This is a genomic window from Pseudomonas silesiensis, from assembly GCF_001661075.1.
GTDB classification, from domain to species: domain Bacteria; phylum Pseudomonadota; class Gammaproteobacteria; order Pseudomonadales; family Pseudomonadaceae; genus Aquipseudomonas; species Aquipseudomonas silesiensis.
The window spans coordinates 18,474-36,467 of the sequence record NZ_CP014870.1 but is presented as its reverse complement, the minus strand read 5'-3'; the positions used below and the strand labels follow the sequence as shown (position 1 = coordinate 36,467).

The following is a 17,994-nucleotide window of genomic DNA, read 5'->3' as shown; positions in this document are numbered from 1 at the left end:
GCGTGCTTCATGCAATGAGGGCATATACCCGAGTTTCAATAGCACAGGCGAAATTCCTGCAAAATGAGGCATCAATAAGAATGCGATGAACTTTGCACCACCGTCTATCCTCAGAACCCTAGCAACCGAAAACCACGAAGGCGCGACGATTCGCGCCGGATCTTGAGGAGGCAGACATGGCTATCACGAAGAAAGCATCGGCTCATTGGGAAGGTGATCTGAAAACCGGCATCGGCTCGATTTCCACGGAAACCGGTGTACTCAGAGAAGCACCCTACGGCTTCAAGGCGCGTTTCGAAGGCGGCAAGGGCACCAACCCGGAAGAGCTGATCGGTGCGGCACACGCGGGCTGTTTTTCCATGGCGTTTTCAATGATTCTCGGCGACGCCGGTCTCAAGGCTGACAGCATCGATACCAATGCCGAGGTCACGCTGGACCAGGTGGAAGGTGGCTTTGCGATCACGGCGGTGAAACTGATCCTCAAGGCGAAAATCCCGGGAGCGACCCAGGCGCAGTTCGAGGAATTGAGCAACAAGGCCAAAGAAGGCTGCCCGGTGTCCAAGGTGCTGAATGCGAAGATCAGCCTGGATGCGACGCTGGTCAGCTAGATCTCCATTGCACCATAAAGATCGCAGCTTTCGGCAGCTCCTGCAGGGTTGAGTGAACCTGTGGGAGCTCCCGAAGGCTGCGATCTTTTTTGGGCTACAACAGACTTGACTGATCAAACTGTGGTCGAATAAATGACAGCAGCAAAAACGCATGCACGTGCGCGCTGCCTCAAAGGAGCTTCAACCATGAAACGTTTTGCCTTGGCGATTATCTGCAGTGCGCTGGCCACATCGGCCCTCGCGGCACCGAAATCGTGTGAAGAACTCAAGGCCGAGATCGAGGCCAAAATCCAGGCCAATAACGTCTCGTCCTACACCCTGGAAATTGTCACCAACGATGAAGTGCACGATCAGAACATGGTCGTTGGCTCGTGCGCAGGCGGCACAAAGAAAATCATCTACCAGAAGAACGACCGCTGATTCACCTCACATGAGGCAATAGGACTCTCGGTCTTCAGCGACGATTTCACGCTTGGCGTTGTACAGGCGAGCACCGGGAGTGAAGGCGATCGAACGGCCTTGCAGCACATAACGCTGGCCGGCTTCGAAATGATCGTAACGGATGGTCAGGTAACACAACCGTTCCGCGGGACCGCTCATCATACTCAAGCCTCCTCCCCCTCCAGGCACTTCAAAGTCGAATCGAACAATCAGCTCATGGCTGCCGGGGGTAACCTGGAAAAAACGCCCGTCGCGCAATCGTTGATTATCCAATCGTTCGGCCATCAACAACTTGTCGTTGGGGAAGGGTGTAGAAAACTCGACCCAGGCCATCTGCGGATTGACCGCCGGCAATGGGCTCTGGCAGCCGGCAACGACACTTGCAGCCAGTAATAACATTGACCTGCGCATGATGAATTCCCATGGATGGGGTCCTTCAGCATACCGCCGATCAGGTGCTTTGGCAGCCAGCCGGTGTCCCTTGGCCAATCACTTTTCGCTGTTGATCATAGAGCTTTGCCCACGGCCGGAAACCGATATTCCCCGCTTGCAGCTGATACCGCTGGCCAGCGTTGAAATCCTTGAATTTCACGTTCAACAGACAGTCACGCCACAGCGGCTCGGCGTCGGGACCGATGTTGGTTGGCTGAACCGGGAACTGATAACGCACCGTCAGCTCATGGCTACCGGGATGCACCTCGAAGTAGCGCTTGTCGGTTGCGGTTTTGTCATCGACTTCCAGCGCTTGCAGCGCTGTATCTTCTTGTTGCGAATCCAGGTCGATCCACGCTTGGGCCGGATCATGTCGAGGTAAGCCGAATCCGGCACAACCTGTCAGCAACAACAGGCTTCCTGTCAGCATCAACGTGCGCATAGCGGAGCTCCAGTCAGGCGGGATAGTCTTGCGGGCAGACTCTCCAGGGATGATTCATTTTGAACAGGCCGCTTCCAAGCCTTGGGTTACTTGATCGCGTTTTACGCATTTTGTTTCCGGGCGTGTTGTTTTTGTTGCTCAACGGTTGCGCCAGCGTCAGCTATTACGGCCAATTGGTCAGTGGTCAGCTGCAACTGCTGCGGGCGCGGGAGCCGATTTCCAGCGTGATTGCGGATCCCGGTCGCGATCAGCAATTGCGTGCGCGACTGACTCAATCACAGAAGGCCAGAACATTCGCCAGCCACCATCTGCACCTGCCGGACAATCAGAGCTATCGTCTTTATGCCGACATTGGCCGGCCGTTCGTCGTCTGGAATGTATTTGCCACGCCGGAGTTTTCCCTGACGCCGCAGAACCATTGCTTCCCCATTGCCGGATGTGTCGCCTATCGCGGTTACTACAGCCAGAGTGCAGCCCGTGGTGAGGCTGCCTTGCAACGATTGCAAGGTATGGACGTGTCGATCGGCGGTGTCGAGGCCTATTCGACGCTCGGCTGGTTCAACGATCCGATCATCAGCTCAATGATGGGTTGGGGCGACGAGCGGCTGGCGACATTGATCTTTCACGAACTGGCGCATCAGCGCTTGTATGTGAAGGACGACACCGAGTTCAACGAGTCTTTTGCCTCTTTCGTCGAACAGGAAGGCACTCGCCAATGGCGCGCATTCCTTGGCCTGGCGCCGGAAGACGGCGTACAGGTGCAGCGACGCGAGCAATTCCTTGAGTTGATTCTGGATACCCGCAGGCAACTCGAATGGCTGTATGCCCTGCCGCTACCCGCCGATCAGATGCGTCATCGCAAGGCGGCAACGTTCGAGCGCTTGCGCGGTGATTATCGACTGCTGCGCGACACCCAATGGGCTGGGGACCATCGCTACGATGCCTGGATCAATGCGCCAATGAACAATGCCCGGTTGTTACCATTTGGGTTGTATGACGAACGGGTGCAGGCGTTTGCGGTGTTGTTCCGGCAGGTGGGCGGGGATTGGGTGAAGTTTTATGCCGCGGCCGAGAAGCTGGGGGCTCTGCCGGTTGAACAGCGCAAGGCGGCGTTGGAGGTTTTGGCTAAATCATAAAGCTTCAGTGGCTGAACCGGCCTCTTCGCCGGCGAGCCGGTCTCGCTCCCACAGGATTTCGGTCGTTCACATAATTTGCATACGACTCAGACCTGTGGGAGCGGGCTTGGTCCGGGCGGCGTTCCGACGAAGGCAATTTAACTAGCGCTGCAAAAACGCCTGATGCAACTCAGCCAGCGTTTCAAAGTGATAGGCCGGCGCTTCTGCACTCAGCTCTTCCCGGCTACCAAAACCATAACCCACCGCCGCGGCATCCAGCCCATTGCTCCGCGCACCGATCAGGTCGTGTTTACGATCGCCAATCATCAAGGTGTTGCCAGGGTCCAGGCCTTCTTCGGCCAGCAGATGAGCGATCAGCTCGACTTTATTGGTACGGGTCCCGTCCAGTTCGCTGCCGTAGATCACCTTGAAGTGCTTGGCGAAGTCGAAGTGCCGGGCGATTTCCCTGGCGAAGATCCAGGGTTTGGAGGTTGCGATGTACAGCTGGCGCCCTTGCCCGCCGAGGGTTTCCAGCAACGGCGTGACGCCGTCGAAGACGCGGTTCTCGTAAAGGCCGGTGACCTTGAAGCGTTCGCGGTAGAAGTTCACCGCTTCCCAGGCCTTGGGCTCGTCGAAGTCGTAGAACTGCATGAACGCCTGCAACAATGGCGGGCCGATAAAGTGTTCGAGTTTGGTCAGATCGGGTTCATCGACCCCCAATTTGCTCAGGGCAAACTGGATCGAACGGGTAATGCCCTCGCGCGGATCGGTCAGGGTGCCATCGAGGTCGAATAAAACGGTTTGGTAATGCATGAAAATTCCTGAGCAATGGCCGGACGCTTTCCGTTGATAGGAACTTAGATCTGGTCGTAGCCTTCGGCCAGATGCAGGTCCTTGAGCTTTACGTAATTCGCCGCGCTGTAGGTAAAGAAGGCTTTTTCCTTGTCGGTCAGCGTACGGATCTGTTTTACCGGGCTGCCCACGTAGAGGAAACCGCTTTCCAGGCGCTTGCCGGGCGGTACCAGACTGCCGGCGCCGATGATCACGTCATCTTCCACCACCGCGCCATCCATGACGATGCTGCCCATGCCGATCAGGACCCGGCTACCCACGGTGCAACCGTGGAGCATGACTTTGTGAGCGATGGTTACGTCCTCGCCGATCAGCAACGGGAAACCGGCAGGATTGAACGGGCCGGCATGGGTGATGTGCAGTACACAGCCGTCCTGAACACTGGTACGCGCCCCCACACGGATGCGATGCATGTCGCCACGGATCACCGTCAGCGGCCAGACCGAGCTGTCTTCGCCGATTTCAACGTCGCCGATCACCACCGCCGAACGGTCGACAAAAGCGCCTTTGCCAAGCAGCGGCGTGTGATTCTGATACTTGCGAAGGGTCACGATAGGCTCTCTCTCTTTTGCTGATAGCTGCGGTCGACGTCGATTGTAATTAAGATGGGGCTATGTTTCTTCCAGCCAAGGTGCCAACCGTGAGCGTGAACAACCCTCTTTTGCAGTCCTACGACCTGCCGCCGTTCTCGGCGATCCGTGCCGAGCACGTGCAGCCGGCCATTGAACAGATCCTGGCTGACAACCGCGCCGCCATTATCGAGATCCTCAAAACCGAGGGCAAACAACCGACCTGGGCCGGCCTGGTGCTGGCAATGGACGAACTCAACGATCGCCTCGGCGCAGCCTGGAGCCCGGTCAGCCACCTGAACGCCGTGTGCAACAGCGCCCAATTGCGTGAAGCCTACGAGTCCTGCCTGCCCGCGTTGAGCGCCTACTCTACCGAGCTGGGCCAGAATCGCGAGCTGTTCGAAGCCTTCGAAGCCCTTGCCAACAGCCCGGAAGCCGCCAACTTCGACGTGGCGCAGAAAACGATCCTGGAACACTCCCTGCGTGACTTCCGTCTGTCGGGTATCGACCTGCCTGAAGCCGAGCAAAAGCGTTACGCCGAAGTGCAGAGCAAATTGTCGGAGCTCGGCAGCCGCTTCTCCAACCAGTTGCTCGACGCCACCCAAGCCTGGACCAGGCACGTCACTGACGAAGGTACCCTCGCCGGCCTGACCGATTCGGCCAAGACCCAAATGGCCGCCGCGGCCAAGGCCAAAGACCTGGATGGCTGGCTGATCACCCTGGAATTCCCGAGCTACTACGCTGTCATGACCTACGCCCAGGACCGCAGCCTGCGCGAAGAAGTCTACGCGGCCTACTGCACCCGAGCGTCGGACCAAGGCCCGAATGCCGGTCAGAACGATAACGGCCCGGTCATGGAAGAAATCCTCGATCTGCGTCAGGAACTGGCCAGGCTCCTGGGTTTCGCCAGCTTCTCGGAGCTGAGCCTGGCCACTAAAATGGCCGAATCCAGCGACCAGGTCATCAGTTTCCTGCGCGATCTGGCCAAGCGCAGCAAGCCGTTCGCCGCCCAGGATCTGGAACAGCTCAAAGCCTATGCCGCCGAACAAGGCTGCCCGGACCTGCAAAGCTGGGACAGCGGTTTCTACGGCGAAAAACTCCGCGAGCAGCGCTACAGCGTCGCTCAGGAAGCCCTTCGCGCCTACTTCCCGATCGACAAGGTGTTGAGCGGTCTGTTCGCCATCGTCCAGCGGCTGTATGGCATTGAAATCGCCGAGCAGAAAGGCTTCGACACCTGGCATCCGGATGTTCGCCTGTTTGAAATCAAGGAAAACGGCCAGCACGTCGGTCGCTTCTTCTTTGACCTCTACGCCCGCGCCAACAAGCGCGGCGGGGCCTGGATGGACGGCGCCCGTGATCATCGCCGCACCGCCCACGGTGTACTGCAGAGCCCGGTGGCCAATCTGGTGTGCAACTTCACCCCGGCCGACAGCGGCAAGCCAGCCCTGCTGACCCACGATGAAGTGACTACGCTGTTCCACGAATTCGGTCACGGCCTGCATCACCTGCTGACCCGCGTCGAGCATGCCGGCGTATCCGGCATCAACGGCGTAGCCTGGGATGCAGTCGAGCTGCCAAGCCAGTTCATGGAGAACTGGTGCTGGGAGCCGGAAGGTCTGGCGCTGATCTCAGGTCATTACGAAACCGGCGAGCCGCTGCCTCAGGACCTGCTGGAAAAAATGCTCGCAGCGAAGAACTTCCAGTCCGGCCTGATGATGGTTCGCCAGCTGGAATTCTCGTTGTTCGACTTCGAACTGCATGCCACCCACGGCGACGGCCGTAGCGTACTGCAAGTGCTCGAAGGCGTGCGCGACGAGGTCTCGGTCATGCGTCCGCCGGCCTACAACCGTTTCCCCAACAGCTTTGCGCATATCTTCGCCGGGGGTTACGCGGCAGGCTATTACAGCTACAAATGGGCTGAAGTGCTCTCGGCCGATGCCTTCTCGAAATTCGAAGAAGACGGCGTGCTCAACGCAGACACCGGTCGCGCCTTCCGCGAGGCGATCCTGGCACGCGGCGGTTCCCAGGAGCCGATGGTGCTGTTCGTCGATTTCCGCGGACGGCCACCGTCGATTGACGCACTCTTGCGCCATAGCGGCCTGACTGAGGTCGCGGCCGCATGAGTGAGGGTCCTGTGATCACGAAAAAACGCTTTATCGCCGGTGCGGTCTGCCCGGCGTGCAGCGAGCCGGACAAGTTGATGATGTGGAACGAAGACCAGGTCCCGCATCGCGAGTGCGTGGGCTGCGGTTATTCCGACACGCTAAATGAACAGGGTCTGTCGGTGCCCAAGGAGTTGGGCACCCGGGTCAACATCTCGGCGCTGAAGGTGCCGGACGCCAAGGTTCAGGCCGTGCAGTTCTTCCCCAACCCCAAGCTGAAGAAAAAGCCGGACGAACAGCATTGAGTCAAAACCACCTTCCAGTCCTGAACAGACTGGAAGGTGGTATCTATTTACCACCTTCTACACGCGCTTCCTTTTTAGGCTGACCTGACCAAACAGCCGTCTTGAAAGGAAAAAGCCATGCCCAGCACCAACCCGCTTTTGCAGCAGTGGAGCCTGCCCCCTTGGTCGACCGTCCGCCTCGAACATCTGCTTCCCGCCATCGAGAAGATCGTTGCCGACAATCGTCTGACCCTCTGCGCCATCATTGCTTCGCAATCCGCCCACCCTAATTGGGACGACCTGGTACTGGCAGTCGACGAAACCGATGCGCGCCTGGATGAAGCCATGGGTGTCATCCGAATCCTGGGTACTGTGAAGCGCCACGGCGATGCCTGGCTCGAAGCAGTGGCAACGTGCGAGGACATCAGTGCGCAGTACACCACTGAAAAAATGAGCAATGTCGCATTGTTTCGTGGCTATCAGGCGCTGGCGCAAAGTCCCGCATCCGAACTGTTCGATCCGTCCCGTAAAACAGTCCTGAATAAGATTCTTCGTAAGTTTCGTCGTTCAGGAATCAAGTTGGCCGACGCGCAACAGCAGGAACTCGCACTTCTTGATTCCGATATGGAAGCACTCGAGGGTGTGTTCCTGACTCAGTTGCAATTGGCGAACCTCAGTTGGAGCAAACGCATCGATGACGTCAAACAGCTCAACGGATTATCGCCGGACATCCAGGACCGTATGGCCCTCAGCGCGCAACAGGCGGGCCACGATGGCTGGCGTCTCCAGCTGGACGAGGCCACCTACAATCAGGTCATGACCTACGCCGAAGATCGAGCACTGCGCGAGGCGTATTTTTTCGCCTACACCACACGCGCTTCCGATCAAGGACCAAACGCCAACCAATTCGACAATGCGCCGCTGCTGCAACAACTGTTGGCCAAGCGTCATCAAAAAGCCCGACTACTCGGATATGAGAATTACGCCCAATTCATCTTGATGGACCGCATGGCTGAGTCGACTGATCAGGTTAAACAGTTCCTGCTCCGGCAAATAGCGCTCGCAACACCCGCATTCGAACAGGAAACCCGGTCAATCAAGGACTTTGCAATCACACAAGGCATCTTGCAGGTACAACCCTGGGATCACGAGTTTCTTGTGGCGAAATTACGGGAACATAAATATGGCTCAACACTTAAAAACCTGCGCAATTTTTTCCCCCTGGAAGGAACCTTGCGCAAGGTCTGTTCGTTTTCAGAGCGCATGTTCAGCATCAGGATCAACGAGCAAGAGGTCTTCGAGCGCTGGCACGACAGCGTTCGCTTGTTTGAAATCGGTGAACAAGGCCGAGTGATCGGGTATATCTATGTCGATCCCTACCGCCGCACCGAGACATCGGACTTCGCCGGGACCTCCACTCTTCGTAATCGCCGCAGAAACGCCGAAGGGCGCGTGCCGCTGCCGATCGCCGTGCTCCATGGAAACTTCCCCCAAGGCACCGCGGATCAACCATGCCTGCTGGACCATAAAGACTTGCGCGTACTCCTGCATGAGTTTGGTCATTGTCTGCAACATGTACTGACACGCTCGCCTCATCACACCCTGTCGGGTATTTCCGAGTTGGGTCGCGACTCGGCGGAGTTTGCCGGGCAAGTATTTGAACTCTGGTGTTCGTCGCGGGAATTCCTGTTGTGGCTATCGGGTCATCATCAGACGGGCCATCGTTTGACCGAAGCGCAAGTTGACACCGCACTCACCTCGATCAACGCTTATGGCAGCTGGCCAACCGGACAACTGTTGATGAGTGCGCTGTTCGATTTTGAATTGCATCTGGCTCAGAGTGATGGGCGAACTGTTCAGCAAGTGTTTGACGCCGTGCAACGAGAAGTCCCACACCTGAATATTCCGGCCTGGTGCCGGTTCGCCAACAGTTTCGATTATCTGGTAACAGGATACGAAGCTTCGGTTTACGCCTATAAATGGTCAGGCGTACTGGCCAGCGAAGCGTTCAAACGCTTTCAGCAAGAATGGGTGTTTGACGCATCGACAGGCAAGGAGTTCCGCGAAACAGTGTTAGCCCCGGGAGGATCACAATCACTCCTGCAGTCTATTGAAGCCTTTCTGAAACAGCCATTGCCACTCGATTTTTTTCCTGCAACTGTCAACAGACACCAAACTGCTGTCCGCTAAACACCGGGCTTCACTCAATGTTAGCCGACTTGAGCCCACTGAAAAAAGGCCGAAACTATCGTGCCTTTTTTATGTACGCAGTTACAAGAATCCACCCAGCGTGTCAGATACACTCACTCACAATCATGGATTGATTATCTTCGAATAAGCTTTCGCCAGTGCTATCAGAACGGCTTTGTCCTGGGCGTCGATATCACCATCACCGTCCACATCATGCGTCGTTTTCATAGTGAAGGTCACGCCGCCATCATTCGATACGGCCTCGCGAGTGCGGGAGTCGAGCAAAGAATAAGTTGCCTCCCGCGTGGATGGGTCGTAACCCTCTTCTTTTAGAGCAAACTGCATGGAGACCCTGATTTCTCGCGGGCTCACGACCGAGGGACGCAAGAGTTGAAGAAATATGCCACGTTGATTGTAGTTCGACATTAATTAAATCCTTTTAATAATGAATTCACGGCCACGCCGTGTGAAGTAATGGTACTGATGAATTTTAAAATAACGCCACGGACAAAATGTTGCTCATCGTTGCATGAAGCTTTCTGAATTAACTTAACAAGAATAAATGACCGACATGAACCCACCCAGATGCCGAACGGCACTGGCGGCGCCCTTCAAGCTCCTATACTGTATGTGCATACAGCACGGGAACCCATTGATGGCTACTTCTCTACCTCCTCGCGGTCGGGGCACCGCCACCAACCCTCACAATCGCTTTGCCCCAAATCGCTCGGTGGCTGAGGATGATGGCTGGTATCAGGAAGCACCCGTCACTCAAGGCACCGAGGTGCGGATCGAGACGGCGAAAACCATCATCACCCGCAACAACTCGCCGGATTTGCCCTTCGATCGCTCGATCAATCCCTATCGCGGGTGCGAGCACGGTTGCATTTACTGTTACGCACGGCCCAGTCATGCCTATTGGGACATGTCGCCGGGGCTGGATTTCGAAACAAAGCTGATCGCCAAGACCAACGCCGCGGATGTGTTGGAGGAACAACTTTCCAGGCGCGGCTACCAATGTGCGCCGATCAACCTGGGCTCCAACACCGATCCTTATCAGCCCATCGAGCGTGAACACAAGATCACGCGCAAAACCCTTGAAGTACTGCTGCGTTACCGTCACCCGGTCACCATCATCACCAAAGGTTCGCTGATCCTGCGCGATCTGGACCTGCTGGCCAAGCTCGCCGAGCAACGACTGGTGGCCGTGATGATCAGCCTGACCACCCTGGACGACGAGCTTAAACGCATCCTCGAACCCCGCGCGGCGGCGCCCAAGGCCCGATTGCGAGCCATCCGGGTGATGCGTGAAGCGGGAGTTCCGGTGGGTGTGCTGTGCTCGCCGATGATTCCGATGATCAACGACAGCGAACTCGAAAGCCTGCTTGCCGAAGCCCACGGTGCCGGCGCACAAAGTGCGGCCTACATGATGTTGCGCCTGCCCCTGGAAGTGGCGCCGCTGTTCGAAGAATGGCTGGCGGCCCATTATCCTCAGCGTGCCGCTCATGTATTGAGCCTGATCCGCCAGAGTCGTGGCGGCGAACTCTACGACAGTCGGTTCGGCAGCCGCATGCGCGGCGAAGGTCCGTTTGCCGACCTGCTGGCGCAACGCTTCGCCAAAACCATCAAACGCCTGGGGCTCAACAGACGGGAAGGTTTCGATCTGGATTGCGCGGCCTTCTGTCCGCCAGGACGCCAGATGTCATTGATTTGAGGACAATTGACCTATGGTTGAGTAGAGGAGACAGGTATCACATTTATGCTGGTCACGTTTTTTGTGACCTGGAACACACGTACTAGAGCGTTTCATTCAGTTTCAATTAAGTTTCGGCAGCTACCTTGTTCATCGAGTGACTGACGGGTCGAGAGCTTCGACCTGGATGTTTTTTAAACAGCCACTGGCTTCACATCGGATAACACGGGAAGATTCCCTGACTGACTCCGCCAAAGAGGATGAATCATGAGTGACAAGGATAAACAGCCGTTGGCTGCGTCGGCTTCGGCCCAACCGGAGGCGGAAACCGCCGATGCAGCGCTGCAGCATATCGTTGACGGCTTTTTGCATTTTCATCACGAGGTTTTTCCACAGCAGGAAGAACTTTTCAAGAAACTCGCCACGGCCCAGAGCCCCAGAGCGATGTTCATCGCCTGCGCCGATTCGCGCATCGTTCCCGAGCTGATCACCCAAAGCGCCCCTGGCGATCTGTTCGTGACCCGTAACGTCGGCAATGTGGTTCCGCCGTACGGGCAAATGAACGGCGGTGTTTCCACGGCGATCGAATACGCGGTACTGGCCCTCGGCGTGCAGCACATCATCATTTGCGGACACTCCGACTGCGGCGCCATGCGGGCGGTGCTCAACCCGCAAAGCCTGGAAAAAATGCCGACGGTCAAAGCCTGGTTGCGCCACGCCGAAGTGGCGAAAACCATGGTCCAGGAAAACTGCCACTGCGCTGACGAAAGCGAAAGCATGCACGTTCTCACCGAAGAGAATGTGATCGCTCAGCTGCAGCATTTGCGCACTCACCCGTCGGTGGCCTCGCGCATGGCCAACGGTCAGCTGTTTATCCATGGCTGGGTCTACAGCATCGAAACCAGTGAAATCAAGGCTTACGACGCCGACCAGGGTTGTTTCCTGCCGCTCGATGGCAGTCATCCAATTCCCGTGGCGACGCCCAAAGCGCGCTTCTAAATCCTCCTAAGTGTGGTTTAGCCGAGGCTGCCGATCGAGCAGCCTGGCTTTGCCATGCCTGAAAAAAACTTCAGGAGAATCACCATGCGTGCTGCGCAACTAAAAGCTGTTCTGCCACGGGAGCTGTTGGCTTCGGTGGTCGTGTTTCTCGTCGCTTTACCCTTGTGCATGGGTATCGCCATTGCTTCGGGGCTACCGCCCGCCAAAGGTCTGATCACCGGCATCATCGGTGGGCTGGTGGTGGGCTGGCTTGCCGGATCTCCCTTGCAAGTCAGCGGTCCGGCGGCAGGTTTGGCCGTTCTGGTGTTCGAACTGGTGCGCCAGCATGGCATCGACATGCTCGGGCCGATTCTGCTGCTGGCAGGCTTTCTGCAACTGGTGGCCGGGCGTTTGAAACTGGGCTGCTGGTTTCGGGTGACGGCGCCAGCGGTGGTGTATGGCATGCTCGCCGGGATTGGCGTGCTGATCGTATTGTCACAGGTTCATGTGATGCTCGACGCCGTTCCCAAACCTTCCGGGCTGGATAACCTTGCAGCCTTTCCAGCCGCTGTGGCCCAGGCTTTACCATCGGTTGGATGGCAGGCGGGGATACTCGGCCTGGCAACTATTGCCGTGATGTACCTGTGGGAAAAATTCCGCCCGCATTCCCTGCGCTTCGTTCCCGGTGCCTTGCTCGGAGTCGGCCTTGCAACAGTCGCCAGCTTGGTACTCGCACTGCAGGTCAAACGCGTTGAAGTCCCTGCCAACCTGGCAGAAGCCATCGACTGGTTGAAACCCGCGGACCTGCTCAACCTGGCGGATCCCACGGTGCTGATCGCCGCATTTGCGGTGGCCTTCATCGCCAGCGCCGAAACCCTGCTTTCGGCCGCAGCAGTGGACCGCATGCACAGTGGACAGCGTTCGGACTTCGACCGCGAACTCTCGGCACAGGGTGTCGGCAACATGCTCTGCGGTCTGCTCGGGGCGCTGCCGATGACCGGTGTGATCGTGCGCAGCTCGGCCAACGTTCAAGCCGGCGCCACCACGCGTTATTCAGCGATATTCCACGGCCTGTGGTTGCTGGCCTTCGTGCTGCTGCTGTCGAGCGTGCTGCAAAGCATCCCGGTGGCGAGTCTGGCCGGGGTTCTGGTGTACACCGGTTTTAAACTGGTCGATCTCAAGGCATTTCGTGGCCTCGGTCGCTATGGCCGGATGCCGATGTTCACCTACGCGGCGACTGCCTTGGCAATCATCTTCACCGATTTGCTGACCGGCGTGCTGATCGGTTTCGGCCTGACCCTGGCCAAGCTTGCCTGGAAGGCATCACGCCTGAAAATCAGCCTGATCGACCTGCCCAGGGACGGCGAAATGGAATTGCGATTGACGGGGGCTGCGACCTTTCTCAAGGTGCCGGCGCTGACTCAGGTGCTGGGGACCATTCCCGCGGGTGCGACGGTGCATGTGCCGCTCAATAACCTGAGCTACATCGATCACTCGTGCCTGGAGTTGCTTGAGGAATGGGGACGGGCCAACGCGGCCAAGGGCTCGAAACTGCTGATCGAGGCGCGGGGGTTGAAGCGCAGGCTGGAGGGGCGGTTGCGTACCACGTCCGGTGTAGGTTCAGCTGCATAGATCGCTGTTTGTAGGAGCAGCCGGTCGACGCTCGATTGCTCGCGATGGATTCAAGAGCGCCGCGTTTAGTCAGTAAACACGCGTTATCGTTAACGACCATCGCGAGCAATCGAGCGTCGACCGGCTGCTCCTACAGGTGGCTTTAAGCTGCGGGTTGATCCAGCTCCAGGCCCACACCCAGCTGACGCGACAGGCATGGCCAGCGTTTCCACGCCGCACCGGTGTCCGGGCTGTTGAGTTTCTCGCGGTAGGCTTCCACCGACTCCAGCGCGAAACTCTCCTCGTTGAGCATCTCATCGACGGCGTGATGCACCGCCTCATCCAGTTGGTTGGCAAATTCCTCACCGATCAGATGATGAGCAATCAGGTTGGCAACAGTCATGTCCAATGGGATCAGTGGCTGACCAAAATGCTTGATGTACAGGTCATTGACCTCTTCGACCAGGCGGTGCGCCAGATAGGCTTCGTCCAGCAGGCTGTCCAGACCGACGTGACCGGCCATGATCGCCGGGGGCTGGAGGAAGAACTGCTCGGCGATTTTCAGCACCGGTTTGATCTGTGATTCGATGCCCGCTTCCCTGGCGACTTCATTGGCTGCATCCAGCAGGTCCGGTACTTGCTCGATATACGCGGCCACAAAACGCGTCATCACGCCTTTGGCGTCGACCTCCGGCAATTGGATGGCGGAGTGAAGGTGTGGCAGTTGGGTTTCCAGCTGACGAGTCAGCAGGCCGGTTTCGGCTTCGTGTTGTTGGGCTTTTTGGATCTGCTCGCGCAATGCGGCGGTGTTCATGAAAACTCCAGGAAACAAAGTCAATGAAATAGGGAAGACATAACTTAGCTGCCGTATGAAAAATGCTAAGACGCATTTGTCATAAATGTTTCATCCTTGAGACACCTCCGTTATATCGAAGTGTGACCACTCGTCTGCATCCTTCTCCATTCGTACCCTGGAACGCAAGTCCCAGCTGTTTCACTCGATTTACGCCATCACGTTGCGAGGTGGCAGTCGCTGTCTATACTCGGGTTGGAATGGAGTTAGCTGATGACGCCCGACTGCACACGCAGCAAGGCTTGGCAATTCAAGTTCGTAGTCTGAAAAAGCCGCTCCCTTGCCGCAGGTGAAAGCCGGCGGGATAAAAAGAACGATAAGGGGAACCCGCAATGATGCGACATCCACACGTCTGGATGGGCCTCCTGTTGTGGTCGATTTTCAGTCCGGCACACGCCGCATGGACTGTGAATATGGCGCCTGGAGCGACTGATATCAGTCACGCAGTATTTGACCTGCACATGACCATTTTCTGGATTTGTGTAGTGATCGGCATCATCGTCTTCGGGGCCATGTTCTGGTCGATGATTCTCCACCGCCGCTCGACCGGGCAGGTGGCCGCAAAATTTCATGAAAGCACCACCGTCGAAATCCTCTGGACCATCGTGCCCTTCCTGATCCTGGTGGCCATGGCGATTCCAGCGACCGCAACCCTGATCAAGATGTACGACGCCAGCGAGCCGGATATCGATATCCAGGTCACGGGCTATCAGTGGAAGTGGCACTACAAATACCTGGGCCAGGACGTCGAGTTCTTCAGCAACCTGGCCACGCCCGCCGATCAGATTCACAACAAGGAAGCCAAGGGCGAGCATTACCTGCTTGAAGTCGACAAGCCCCTGGTGCTGCCGATCGGCGCCAAGGTGCGCTTTCTCGTGACCTCTGCCGACGTCATCCACTCCTGGTGGGTGCCGGCCTTCGCGGTCAAGCGCGATGCGATTCCGGGGTTCGTCAACGAAGCCTGGACCCGGGTCGAGAAGCCCGGCCTCTACCGCGGCCAGTGCGCGGAGCTGTGCGGCAAGGACCATGGCTTCATGCCGATCGTGGTCGAGGTCAAGGAAAAGGCCGATTACGAAAAATGGCTGGGTGAACGCAAGGCTGAAGCGGCACAACTCAAAGAGCTGACCAGCAAGGAATGGACCCTCGATGAGCTCAAAGAGCGCGGCGACAAGGTCTATCACACCACTTGCGTGGCCTGTCACCAGGCTGAAGGCCAGGGCCTGCCGCCGATGTTCCCGGCGCTCAAAGGCTCGAAAATCGCCACCGGACCGATCAAGGATCACCTGAGCATTGTCTTCCACGGCAAGCCCGGCACGTCCATGGCAGCGTTCGGCAAGCAGCTCTCGGAGGTCGATATCGCGGCGGTCGTGACCTATGAACGTAACGCCTGGGGCAACAACAAGGGCGACATGGTCACGCCAAAAGAAGTGCTGGAGCTGAAACAGGCGGAAAGCAAATGACCCGGTCTATTGCGCATCCCAGGAACCGGTCGGGGCATCGCGCCCCGGCCTGCCCAGCCCATCTGTTTGCAGGAGACAGGCCATGAGCGCCGTAATCGATGACCACGGTCATGCCACCGACCATGCCCATGGCCCCGCCAAAGGCCTGATGCGCTGGGTGCTGACCACCAACCACAAGGATATCGGCACGCTGTACCTGTGGTTTGCGTTCTCCATGTTCTTGCTCGGCGGTTCGTTCGCGATGGTAATCCGCGCAGAGCTGTTCCAGCCGGGACTGCAAATCGTCCAGCCGGAATTCTTCAACCAGATGACCACCATGCATGGTCTGGTGATGGTATTCGGTGCGGTGATGCCGGCGTTCGTCGGTCTCGCCAACTGGATGATCCCGTTGATGATCGGTGCGCCGGACATGGCCTTGCCGCGGATGAACAACTTCAGCTTCTGGCTATTGCCGGCAGCCTTCATCCTGTTGGTGTCGACTCTGTTCACGCCCGGCGGCGGGCCGAACTTCGGCTGGACGTTCTACGCCCCGCTGTCGACGACCTATGCACCGGAAAGCGTGACCTTTTTCATCTTCGCCATCCACTTGATGGGGATCAGTTCGATCATGGGCGCGATCAACGTGATCGCGACCATCCTCAACCTGCGCGCCCCCGGCATGACGTTGATGAAAATGCCGCTGTTCGTCTGGACCTGGCTGATCACCGCCTTCCTGCTGATTGCGGTGATGCCGGTGCTGGCCGGGTGCGTGACGATGATGCTGATGGACATCCATTTCGGCACCAGCTTCTTCAGTGCGGCCGGTGGTGGTGATCCGGTGCTGTTCCAGCACGTGTTCTGGTTCTTCGGCCACCCCGAGGTGTACATCATGATCCTGCCGGCCTTCGGGGCGGTGAGCTCGATCATTCCGGCCTTCTCGCGCAAGCCGCTGTTCGGCTACACCTCGATGGTCTACGCCACCGCCAGTATTGCGTTCCTGTCGTTCATCGTCTGGGCGCACCACATGTTCGTGGTCGGCATTCCGCTGGTGGGCGAGTTGTTCTTCATGTACGCCACGCTGCTGATCGCGGTGCCGACAGGGGTCAAGGTATTCAACTGGGCGAGCACCATGTGGCAAGGCTCGCTGACCTTCGAGACGCCGATGCTGTTCGCGGTAGCGTTTGTGATCCTGTTCTCCATCGGCGGCTTCTCCGGCCTGATGCTGGCCATCGCCCCGGCCGACTTCCAGTACCAGGACACCTACTTCGTGGTCGCGCACTTCCACTACGTGCTGGTGCCGGGAGCGATCTTCGGGATCTTCGCCTCGGCCTACTACTGGCTGCCGAAATGGACCGGCCACATGTACGACGAAACCCTCGGCAAGCTGCACTTCTGGCTGTCGTTCATCGGCATGAACATGGCCTTCTTCCCGATGCACTTCGTGGGACTGGCGGGGATGCCACGGCGGATTCCGGACTACAACCTGCAATTTGCCGACTTCAACATGGTGTCGTCGATCGGTGCGTTCATGTTCGGTGCCACGCAGATTTTCTTCCTGTTCATTGTGATCAAGACCATTCGCGGCGGGGAGCCAGCACCGGCCAAACCGTGGGATGGGGCCGAGGGCCTGGAGTGGAGCATTCCGTCACCGGCGCCGTATCACACGTTCACCACGCCGCCGGAAGTGAAATGAACACGCCCACCCTAGTAGGAGCGAGCTTGCTCGCGATGGTCGTCAACGATAACGCTGGGAACCTGATGCCCCGCAGCGTTCTCAGGTTTATCGCGAGCAAGCTCGCTCCTACAGGGGTTGGCGTAGAGGTTGGAAGCCATGGCTGATTCGATTTCGATGAAAAAGCTGGTCACGCGCCTGCTGCTCGTGGTGGTGGCGATGTTTGTCTTCGGCTTTGCCCTGGTGCCGATCTACGACGTGATGTGCCAGGCGTTCGGCATCAATGGCAAGACCGCGGGCCAATACGAGGGCTCGCAAACGGTCGACACTTCGCGGCAAGTGCGCGTGCAGTTCCTGTCGACCAACTCCGCCGACATGTCGTGGGACTTCTATCCCAAGAGTGACGAGCTGACAGCCAACCCGGGGGCGGTGAACGAGATGATCTTCATCGCCCACAATCCTACCGACCGCCCGATGAGCGCCCAGGCAGTCCCGAGCATCGCGCCCAGCAGCGCGGCGGCGTACTTCCACAAGACCGAATGCTTCTGCTTTACCCAGCAAGTGCTGCAGCCCGGTCAACGGATCGAGATGCCGGTACGGTTCATCGTTGATCGCGACATGCCCAAGGATGTGAAGCACCTCACGCTGTCCTACACGCTGTTCGACATCACCGCCCGACATCCACCGGTGGCTGTAAATACTGGCGGCTGAGC

Annotated in this window: 18 protein-coding genes; 12 read left to right on the top strand and 6 right to left on the bottom strand. The window is 57.8% G+C overall.

Going from position 1 to position 17,994, the window contains the following annotated elements:
• Window positions 1–176 precede the first annotated feature (176 nt).
• Together PMA3_RS00185 and PMA3_RS00180 are read left to right on the top strand one after the other, a co-directional pair.
• Window positions 177–608: an OsmC family protein gene (locus PMA3_RS00185; protein WP_064675278.1), complete on the top strand. Its 432-nt coding sequence runs from the start codon at window positions 177–179 to the stop codon at window positions 606–608.
• Between the two features lie 186 nt (window positions 609–794).
• Window positions 795–1,028 (top strand): DUF1161 domain-containing protein, encoded by a 234-nt coding sequence (locus tag PMA3_RS00180; protein WP_064675277.1) that lies wholly within the window; start codon window positions 795–797, stop codon window positions 1,026–1,028.
• 6 nt (window positions 1,029–1,034) lie between these two features.
• Here the strand turns inward: PMA3_RS00180 and PMA3_RS00175 are convergent, their stop codons facing one another.
• Both PMA3_RS00175 and PMA3_RS00170 read right to left on the bottom strand, forming a co-directional pair.
• Complete coding sequence (locus PMA3_RS00175; RefSeq protein WP_064675276.1) at window positions 1,035–1,460, bottom strand: PA0061/PA0062 family lipoprotein; 426 nt, start codon at window positions 1,458–1,460, stop codon at window positions 1,035–1,037.
• Window positions 1,461–1,500: 40 nt separating this feature from the next.
• A complete protein-coding gene (locus PMA3_RS00170) occupies window positions 1,501–1,923 on the bottom strand; it encodes a PA0061/PA0062 family lipoprotein (protein ID WP_064675275.1) in 423 nt (140 codons plus the stop codon).
• Between the two features lie 59 nt (window positions 1,924–1,982).
• On the opposite strand from PMA3_RS00170, the gene PMA3_RS00165 reads away from it, so the two are divergent.
• Entirely contained in the window at window positions 1,983–3,059 is a 1,077-nt protein-coding gene (locus PMA3_RS00165) for an aminopeptidase (protein ID WP_064675274.1), read from the top strand.
• A 141-nt stretch (window positions 3,060–3,200) separates the two neighbouring features.
• Here PMA3_RS00165 and PMA3_RS00160 read toward each other — a convergent pair whose 3' ends face one another.
• Window positions 3,201–3,851 (bottom strand): HAD family hydrolase, encoded by a 651-nt coding sequence (locus PMA3_RS00160; protein WP_064675273.1) that lies wholly within the window; start codon window positions 3,849–3,851, stop codon window positions 3,201–3,203.
• Window positions 3,852–3,895: 44 nt separating this feature from the next.
• Window positions 3,896–4,441, bottom strand: coding sequence for a gamma carbonic anhydrase family protein (locus PMA3_RS00155; RefSeq protein WP_064675272.1), 546 nt, complete (start codon window positions 4,439–4,441; stop codon window positions 3,896–3,898).
• 62 nt (window positions 4,442–4,503) lie between these two features.
• Between PMA3_RS00155 and prlC the strand changes: the two genes are divergently transcribed.
• The 3 genes from prlC to PMA3_RS00140 all read left to right on the top strand — a co-directional run bounded on the left by prlC (window position 4,504) and on the right by PMA3_RS00140 (window position 9,035).
• Window positions 4,504–6,582, top strand: a complete 2,079-nt coding sequence (gene prlC / locus PMA3_RS00150) for an oligopeptidase A (protein ID WP_167355110.1) — start codon at window positions 4,504–4,506, stop codon at window positions 6,580–6,582.
• A complete protein-coding gene (locus PMA3_RS00145; RefSeq protein ID WP_064675271.1) occupies window positions 6,579–6,866 on the top strand; it encodes a YheV family putative zinc ribbon protein in 288 nt (95 codons plus the stop codon). The genes prlC and PMA3_RS00145 overlap by 4 nt, the downstream gene beginning before the upstream one ends.
• 117 nt (window positions 6,867–6,983) lie before the next feature.
• Window positions 6,984–9,035 carry a M3 family metallopeptidase gene (locus PMA3_RS00140; protein ID WP_064675270.1) on the top strand — a complete coding sequence of 684 codons (2,052 nt, stop codon included), beginning with the start codon at window positions 6,984–6,986 and terminating at the stop codon, window positions 9,033–9,035.
• A 123-nt stretch (window positions 9,036–9,158) separates the two neighbouring features.
• Here PMA3_RS00140 and PMA3_RS00135 read toward each other — a convergent pair whose 3' ends face one another.
• Window positions 9,159–9,461: a hypothetical protein gene (locus PMA3_RS00135; protein ID WP_064675269.1), complete on the bottom strand. Its 303-nt coding sequence runs from the start codon at window positions 9,459–9,461 to the stop codon at window positions 9,159–9,161.
• 229 nt (window positions 9,462–9,690) lie between these two features.
• Here PMA3_RS00135 and PMA3_RS00130 point away from each other — a divergent pair, with 229 nt between their 5' ends.
• From PMA3_RS00130 to PMA3_RS00120, 3 genes are all read left to right on the top strand, one after another.
• On the top strand, window positions 9,691–10,749 hold the full coding sequence (locus PMA3_RS00130) for a PA0069 family radical SAM protein (protein ID WP_064675268.1): 1,059 nt from the start codon (window positions 9,691–9,693) through the stop codon (window positions 10,747–10,749).
• A 246-nt stretch (window positions 10,750–10,995) separates the two neighbouring features.
• The gene (locus tag PMA3_RS00125; protein WP_064675267.1) at window positions 10,996–11,727 is read left to right on the top strand and encodes a carbonic anhydrase; all 732 of its coding nucleotides are present in this window, start codon (window positions 10,996–10,998) and stop codon (window positions 11,725–11,727) included.
• Window positions 11,728–11,811: 84 nt separating this feature from the next.
• Complete coding sequence (locus PMA3_RS00120; RefSeq protein ID WP_064675266.1) at window positions 11,812–13,338, top strand: SulP family inorganic anion transporter; 1,527 nt, start codon at window positions 11,812–11,814, stop codon at window positions 13,336–13,338.
• Between the two features lie 142 nt (window positions 13,339–13,480).
• Here the strand turns inward: PMA3_RS00120 and PMA3_RS00115 are convergent, their stop codons facing one another.
• Window positions 13,481–14,131 (bottom strand): hypothetical protein, encoded by a 651-nt coding sequence (locus PMA3_RS00115; RefSeq protein WP_064675265.1) that lies wholly within the window; start codon window positions 14,129–14,131, stop codon window positions 13,481–13,483.
• Between the two features lie 371 nt (window positions 14,132–14,502).
• Between PMA3_RS00115 and coxB the strand changes: the two genes are divergently transcribed.
• From coxB to PMA3_RS00100, 3 genes are all read left to right on the top strand, one after another.
• Window positions 14,503–15,630, top strand: coding sequence for a cytochrome c oxidase subunit II (gene coxB / locus PMA3_RS00110; RefSeq protein ID WP_064675264.1), 1,128 nt, complete (start codon window positions 14,503–14,505; stop codon window positions 15,628–15,630).
• 82 nt (window positions 15,631–15,712) lie between these two features.
• A complete protein-coding gene (gene ctaD, locus PMA3_RS00105; RefSeq protein ID WP_064675263.1) occupies window positions 15,713–17,302 on the top strand; it encodes a cytochrome c oxidase subunit I in 1,590 nt (529 codons plus the stop codon).
• A gap of 138 nt (window positions 17,303–17,440) precedes the next feature.
• Entirely contained in the window at window positions 17,441–17,992 is a 552-nt protein-coding gene (locus tag PMA3_RS00100) for a cytochrome c oxidase assembly protein (RefSeq protein WP_064675262.1), read from the top strand.
• The last annotated feature ends 2 nt before the right edge of the window (window positions 17,993–17,994 follow it).